We start from the raw sequence: 6,597 nt of genomic DNA, 5'->3' as shown, positions 1-6,597 counted from the left end.
GACAGCTTGTCCGGGGTGTAATAGGACAAAGTGTGGCCGCGCTTCTGCGCCTCCAGCAGCATGGCAAAGGTCGAATCGCCGCGGAAGTTGATGCGCGCGATGGGGTCCATCTGGACGGCGATGTTCAGGGTCATGGAATTGTCCGGCGTTGGGGAGGCGGGTTCAGGAGGCGGCGTCGAATGCCGCTAACAGATGGCGTGGCAGATGTCCCGGCGCAATCAGCATGACATCGAAGCGCAGCTAGAATTCCGCATGTTCGGGATGCGCCATCAGCCAGGCCTGGGCGGCGTCGATGATTCGCGCCTGCTGCCGCGGCGTCACCGCATAGGCGGCGTCATCGATGGTGGCGCGGGCCTTGACCTCGACGAAGGCGATCAGATGGCGTTTTCGCGCGACGATGTCGATCTCGCCATAGGGGGTGCGAAACCGCCGCGCCTGGATGCGATAGCCCTTGGCCAGCAGCATGGCGGCGGCGCGGCTTTCGGCGGATAGACCGGTGTTGAACGCGGCGACGCGCTCGGGTGCCGCGACTTTCGCCGCCTTGGAGGGGGCGGAGGCGTCGTCAGTCTTCGCCATCGCCGCCTTCCTTCTGGATTCGCCTTTCAGTTTCCTTGGCCAGCTCCAGCGCGCGGGCATAGATCTCGCGGCGCGGCCGGCCGGACAGTTCGACGGCGTGGGCGACGGCGTCCTTGACGCTGTCGTGCTGCAGGGAGGCGCGCAGCATCTCGTCGAGATCGCCCTCGGTCATGGCCTGTGCATCGGCCGCTGGCGGGCCGATCACCAGCACGAATTCGCCGCGGGTTTCCAGTCCATCGGCCGCGGCGGCCAGTTCGGACACCGGCGCGCGGCGGACCTCCTCGTGCATCTTGGTCAGTTCGCGGCAGATCGCGGCGTCGCGGCTGCCCATGATGTCGGCGAGATCGCGCAGCGTGTCCTGCACGCGGTTGCCGGAATCGAACATCACCAAAGTGGCGTCGATCCGCGACAGTTCGGTGAGGCGCGCGCGCCGTGCCATCTGCCGCGACGGCAGAAAGCCCTCGAAGAAAAAGCGGTCGGTGGGCAATGCCGCCACCGCCAGTGCCGCCAGCACCGAGGACGGCCCGGGCAGCGAGATCACATTGAAGCCGGCGGCGGAGACCTCGCGCACCAGCTTGAAGCCGGGATCGGAGATCAACGGCGTGCCGGCATCGGACACCAGCGCGATCGAGGCGCCCTGGGCGAGCTTTTCGAGAATCTTCGGCCGCGCCTGCTCGGCATTGTGCTCGTGATATTGCTTCAACAGCCCGGAAATCAAATAGCGTTCGGTCAGCCGACGGGTGATGCGGGTGTCCTCGCAGGCGATGATGTCGACGCCGGCCAGGGTCTCCAGCGCGCGAAGGGTGATGTCGCCGAGATTGCCGATCGGGGTCGCCACCAGATGCAGCCCCGGCACAGCCTTGGGCGCTATCAGCAGGTGGCCGGAGATGGCGAAGGTCCGGGCCGAGGGGGCCGGGACGTCGTCGGGCGAGGTCGGGGACGGTGTTGCGCGCATGGCGGCAATGTAGAGGGAATTGTGCAAAAGGGGGACAGCCGTTTTTGGGCGTGGGCGTTAGGCTGCGGTTCATACCCGGCGTGCCACACCGGGCCGGTTGCGGGGTAAGGCCGGACATAAAGCTTTTGTTTTGGTTAACTTATTGCCGACAATATGTCTGAATCCGCGCCCCATACTATATGAGGGTTGAGGTAGGCCGATCACGGTCGGCCGAGAGAAGAGAAGCGATGGCGGATCCGTTCAATCCCAAATCAGGGCCTAAGGGAGCGACAAGGCGGACGGCTGTCGGCCTGTTGCTTGGCGCGCCGTTGCTCGGGGCCTGCGCCGGCGTGCAGCAGACCCTCACCAATACTTTCGGCACCGGCAATTCCGCGCAGCCCGGTCCTGCGGGACCGGCGCAGCAGCCGCTCGCGGTGGGCACCGGCCAGGTCAAGGTCGGGCTGATCCTGCCGCTGTCGGCGTCCGGCAATGCCGGGATCGCCGCACAATCCATGAAGAACGCCGCCGAAATGGCGCTGGCGGAATTCCAGAATCCCAATATCCAGCTGCTGATCAAGGATGACGCCGGCAGCGCGCAAGGCGCGCAGCAGGGCACCCAGCAGGCGCTCGACGAAGGCTCGGAGATCATCCTCGGGCCGCTGTTCGCGCTGTCGGTGCCGGCCACGGCGCAGCTGACGCGTAGCCGCAATATCTCGGTGATCGCGTTCTCCACCGATTCCAGCGTCGCCGGCCGCGGCGTCTACCTGCTGAGCTTCCTGCCGGAATCCGACGTCAACCGCATCGTCGATTACGCCGCCTCCACCGGCAAGAAGTCCTTCGCCGCGATGCTGCCGGAAAATGCCTACGGCAACGTGGTGGAAGCCGCCTTCAAGCAGGCTGTTGCCCGTAAGGGCGGTCGCGTCGTCGCCTTCGAGAAATACGGTGCCGATCGATCGGGCGCCGCACGCCGGATCGCCACGGCGCTGTCCGGCGCCGATGCGCTGTTTCTCGCCGATGACGGTGACGCCGTGGTCGCCACCGCCGACGCGCTGACCGCCGCCGGCGCCAATCTGCGCAACATCCAGTTGCTCGGCACCGGGCTGTGGGACAATCCGCGCGTATTCGCCAGCGCGTCGCTGCAGGGCGGGCTTTATGCGGCGCCGGATCCGTCCGGCTTTCGCGCCTTTGCGGGGCGTTACCGCGCCAAATACGGCAACGAGCCGGTGCGTACCGCGACCCTTGCTTACGACGCCGTGGCCCTGGTGGCCGCTTTGGCGCGTACCCAGGGCGGCCAGCGTTTCTCGCAGGACGTGCTGACCAACCCCTCCGGCTTCGCCGGCATCGACGGATTGTTCCGCTTCCGCACCGACGGCAGCAACGACCGCGGCCTGGCCGTGATGCGTGTGGCGTCGGGCGGCGGCCAGTCGGTGGCCGGTTCGCCCAAGAGTTTTGGGGCGTAAAAGCAGCTCGGTCATTCCGGGAAGTTTTGAACAACTCGAGGTTCCGGGTTCGCCCGCGCTGATGCGCTCGCGCCCCGGAATGACAACAAGATTTCTAAGTTTCCATCCCAACCACCCGCTGCAGCTTGTCCGGATTGCGGGTGATGTAGATCGCGGTAATGCGCCCGTCCTCGATCTGCAGCGCCGTGGTCTGCAACACGCCGTCGCGCTCATGGCTGAGAAAGCCCGGCAGGCCGTCGATCTTCAGGGCGCGAAACAGTCCATCATTCTGCGCGCCGAGTTTGCGCCTCAGGCCGTCGTACAATCGAAGCACCCGTTGCAGTCCGACGATCGGATTGAGGAAGGTGTGCACCTTGCGGCCGCCGTCGGAGTGCACGACGACGTTCTCGGCCAGCATCGCGCCCAGCGTATTGATATCGCCGCTGCGGGTTGCCTTGAAGAACGCCTCGGCGATGCGGGTGCCCTCCTCCGGCGCCACCGGAAAGCGCGGCCGGGCGTGCTGCACGTGCTGGCGAGCGCGCACGGCCAACTGGCGCACCGCCGCCGGCTCGCGCTTGAGCGTGGTCGCGATCTCGTCGAGCGCGACGCCGAATACGTCGTGCAGAAGAAATGCCGCGCGTTCCAGCGGCGACAGCCGCTCCAGCGCCAGCATTAATGTCAGCGTCAGGCCGTCCTGATCGGGCGTCATGTCGAATTCGACCAACGGTTCCGGTAGCCACGAGCCGACATAGGTCTCGCGCCGCGCGCGTGCCGACTTCATCGCATCGAGGCAGAGGCGGGTTACGGTCTTCGACAGGAACGCTGGCGCGGACTGCACGCCGGCGGGGTCCACCCGTCGCCACCGCAGCCAGGCGTCCTGCACGATGTCTTCGGCTTCAGCCAGCGATCCCAACATGCGGTACGCCAGACGCTGCAACCGCGGTCGTTGCGCCTCGAACATTTCGGTGGCGTCGTGTGCAACGGCTGCTGGTTCGAGCGATGACGTCATGGCTGTTTCCCCGCCGAGCATGCACGGTTCGGTCCGGATGGCGCAACGTACCGGCGGAGCGACCGCGCTGCGCCGGCAGAGGTCGCGTCTCAGGCTGCGACGGCGGCTCTGTCAGCGGCACCCACGGGGTGCTCTGCGCGAAAGCCGACCTGCAACCGGTTCCACAGGTTGATACTGCCGATCGCCATGGTCAAGTTGACCTGTTCGGCCTCGCTGAACTCCGCTTTGAGCAAGTCATAGTCCGCATCCGGCGCGCCGGTGGCGGCGAGTAGCGTCAGCGCCTCGGTCCATGCCAGTGCGGCGCGCTCGCGATCGCTGTACAGCGAGGATTCCCGCCAGGAGCTCAGCATGTGCAGGCGCATCTCGGTCTCGCCATGGGCGCGGGCAGCGCTGACATGCATATGAATGCAGAAGGTGCAGCCGTTGATTTGCGAGGCGCGCAGTCGGATCAGCTCGAGCAGGTCGGGCGCAAGGCCGCTGGCTCCGATGCTGGCTTCCAGCGCCATCATCGCCTTGATGCCGGCGGGGACCATCTTGAAGGCGTCTTTGATACGGGCGGTCATCGTCTTCTCCATCGTGCAGGATGCACATGCCAACAAGACGAGGCGGCGCCCGCCGGATGTGACATGGGCGGAGAAGAAATTTGGCTTCGTACCCGAAGCGAGGATTCCTCATCCTTGAGGAGCGGTCGTCTTCGACCGCGTTTCCAGCGAATGGCAAGGCCATTCGTTGGGGATGGACGACACACTCCATGGTTCGAGACGCGCGCCAACAGGCGCGCTCCTCACCATGAGGACGGAGATTGGCTCGATTCAGGGAGTTCTACGCCGCCAGATCTGCGACCACGGCATCGAGCACAGGAAAGCCCTCCTGCGTCACGCGCAGGCGGCCGTTTTCTTCGACCACGATGGCGCCTTCGTCGCGCAGGATGCGGATGCGGTCGGGATCGAGCGCGCGGCCGGACAGCGCCTTGTAGCGGGCGGGGTCGATGCCTTCGTTGAGCCGCAGCCCCATCAGCAAGAATTCGTCGGCGCGCTCTTCGCTGTTGAGGATGTCGTCGACGTTGACGCCCTGCCCGGTGGCCTCGACGCGCATCAGCCAGGCCTCCGGCCGCTTCTCGGTGGCGATGGCGTGACGGAAACCGTCGATATCAAGCCGGCCATGCGCACCGGGCCCGATGCCGGCATATTCCTGGCCGCGCCAGTAGACGAGGTTGTGCTTGCACTGCGCCCCTTCGCGGGCGTGGTTGGAAATCTCGTAGGACGGCAGGCCGTGCTGCGCGCAGACCTCCTGCGTCACGTCGTACAGAATGCGTGCCATGTTCTCGTCCGGCGTCTTTAGCTTGCCGGCGGCGTGCAATCCAAAGAACGGTGTGCCTTCCTCGATCGTCAGCTGATACAGCGACAGATGTTCGGCGGCTTCCGAGATCGCCAGCTTGAGTTCGGCGCTCCACATCGCCGCGGTCTGGTCGGGGCGGGCATAGATTAGGTCAAACGAGTAGCGGTCGAACACGCTGCGCGCGATCGCCACCGCATCGAGTGCTTCACGCGCACTGTGCAAACGTCCCAGCGATTTCAGCGAGGCATCGTCCAGCGCCTGCACGCCCAGCGACACTCGGTTGACGCCGGCTGCGCGATAACCGTGGAAGCGCGTGGAATCCACCGAGGTCGGATTGGCTTCCATCGATACCTCGACATTTGATGCGACGTGCCAGTGCTTGCCGATCGAATCGAGAATGGCGCCGACGGTCTTCGGCTGCATCAGCGATGGCGTGCCGCCGCCGAGAAAGATCGAAGTGACTTCACGGCCCGGCGTGCGCGCCGCAGTGGTCGCGATCTCGCGCTCGAAGGCGCGCGCAAAGCGCTCCTCGTCGATCGGCTGGTGGCGCACGTGGCTGTTGAAGTCGCAATACGGGCACTTCGACAGGCAGAACGGCCAATGCACGTAGACGCCAAAAGCGGGCTGCAGCTCGTCAGCGTGGATCAAGGCAGATCTCCGCGAGTTTTACGAAGGCGCGCGCACGATGCGACAGGCCCAAGCCGAGGGGCGGCAGGCCGTGTTTCTCGATCGCGGTCATCTCGCCATAGGTGCGGCTGTGGCCGTCGGGCTGGAGCGAGGGGTCATAGCCGAAGCCGGCATCGCCGCGCACCGGCCAGACCAACGTGCCGTACGCATGCGCCTCGACTTCCTCGAGATGACCGTCCGGCCAGGCCACGCACAGCGCCGAGACGAAATGTGCCTTGCGCTGTTCGGGTGTAGTGGCGCCGCGCTCCTGCAGCAGCCGCTCGATCCGCGACATCGCCGCGGTAAAATCCTTGGACTCGCCGGCCCAGCGCGCGGAGTAGATACCGGGCGCGCCGTCGAGCGCATCGACGCAAAGCCCGGAATCGTCGGCGAAGGCCGGCAACTGCGCCACGTTGGCGGCGGCGATCGCCTTGATCGCGGCGTTGGAACGGAAGGTATCGCCGGTCTCGTCGGGTTCGGCCAGGCCTAGTTCCCCGGCAGACACCGCCTCGATGCCATAGGGCGCCAGCAGCTCACGCATCTCGGCGAGCTTGCCGGGATTGTGGGTCGCGATCACGAGCTTGCCGGTGATTCGACGGTGTTGGGTCATGAGTATCTATAACCGATTTATCTGT

The 6,597-nt window shown here is 65.7% G+C and carries 6 protein-coding genes and 2 pseudogenes; 1 reads left to right on the top strand and 7 read right to left on the bottom strand.

Translation table 11 applies throughout. The features are described from left to right. From JWQ24_RS20525 to rsmI, 3 genes and pseudogenes are all read right to left on the bottom strand, one after another. A pseudogene (locus JWQ24_RS20525) lies at nt 1-134 on the bottom strand (glutathione synthase); the annotation flags it as partial. Between the two features lie 28 nt (nt 135-162). Then, nucleotides 163-576 (bottom strand): annotated as a pseudogene (locus tag JWQ24_RS20520) (YraN family protein). Further along, complete coding sequence (gene rsmI / locus JWQ24_RS20515; RefSeq protein WP_299812028.1) at nt 563-1,531, bottom strand: 16S rRNA (cytidine(1402)-2'-O)-methyltransferase; 969 nt, start codon at nt 1,529-1,531, stop codon at nt 563-565. Before rsmI ends, JWQ24_RS20520 begins: the two are co-directional and overlap by 14 nt. Nucleotides 1,532-1,758: 227 nt before the next feature. On the opposite strand from rsmI, the gene JWQ24_RS20510 reads away from it, so the two are divergent. Next, on the top strand, nt 1,759-2,970 hold the full coding sequence (locus JWQ24_RS20510) for a penicillin-binding protein activator (RefSeq protein ID WP_299812025.1): 1,212 nt from the start codon (nt 1,759-1,761) through the stop codon (nt 2,968-2,970). A gap of 94 nt (nt 2,971-3,064) precedes the next feature. Here JWQ24_RS20510 and JWQ24_RS20505 read toward each other — a convergent pair whose 3' ends face one another. From JWQ24_RS20505 to rdgB, 4 genes are all read right to left on the bottom strand, one after another. Then, nucleotides 3,065-3,958 carry a sigma-70 family RNA polymerase sigma factor gene (locus JWQ24_RS20505; protein WP_299812023.1) on the bottom strand — a complete coding sequence of 298 codons (894 nt, stop codon included), beginning with the start codon at nt 3,956-3,958 and terminating at the stop codon, nt 3,065-3,067. Nucleotides 3,959-4,047: 89 nt separating this feature from the next. Continuing rightward, nucleotides 4,048-4,521 (bottom strand): carboxymuconolactone decarboxylase family protein, encoded by a 474-nt coding sequence (locus JWQ24_RS20500; RefSeq protein ID WP_299812021.1) that lies wholly within the window; start codon nt 4,519-4,521, stop codon nt 4,048-4,050. A 259-nt stretch (nt 4,522-4,780) separates the two neighbouring features. Next, nucleotides 4,781-5,941 (bottom strand): radical SAM family heme chaperone HemW, encoded by a 1,161-nt coding sequence (hemW, locus tag JWQ24_RS20495; RefSeq protein WP_299812034.1) that lies wholly within the window; start codon nt 5,939-5,941, stop codon nt 4,781-4,783. Beyond that, on the bottom strand, nt 5,931-6,572 hold the full coding sequence (gene rdgB, locus JWQ24_RS20490; protein WP_299812019.1) for an RdgB/HAM1 family non-canonical purine NTP pyrophosphatase: 642 nt from the start codon (nt 6,570-6,572) through the stop codon (nt 5,931-5,933). The genes hemW and rdgB overlap by 11 nt, the downstream gene beginning before the upstream one ends. Between the last annotated feature and the right edge of the window lie 25 nt (nt 6,573-6,597).

The organism is Tardiphaga sp., assembly GCF_028290495.1.
In the GTDB taxonomy this organism is placed as follows: Bacteria; Pseudomonadota; Alphaproteobacteria; order Rhizobiales; family Xanthobacteraceae; genus Tardiphaga.
Note: the sequence above shows the minus strand (reverse complement) of the source record. Positions and strands in the feature narration are given on the sequence as shown.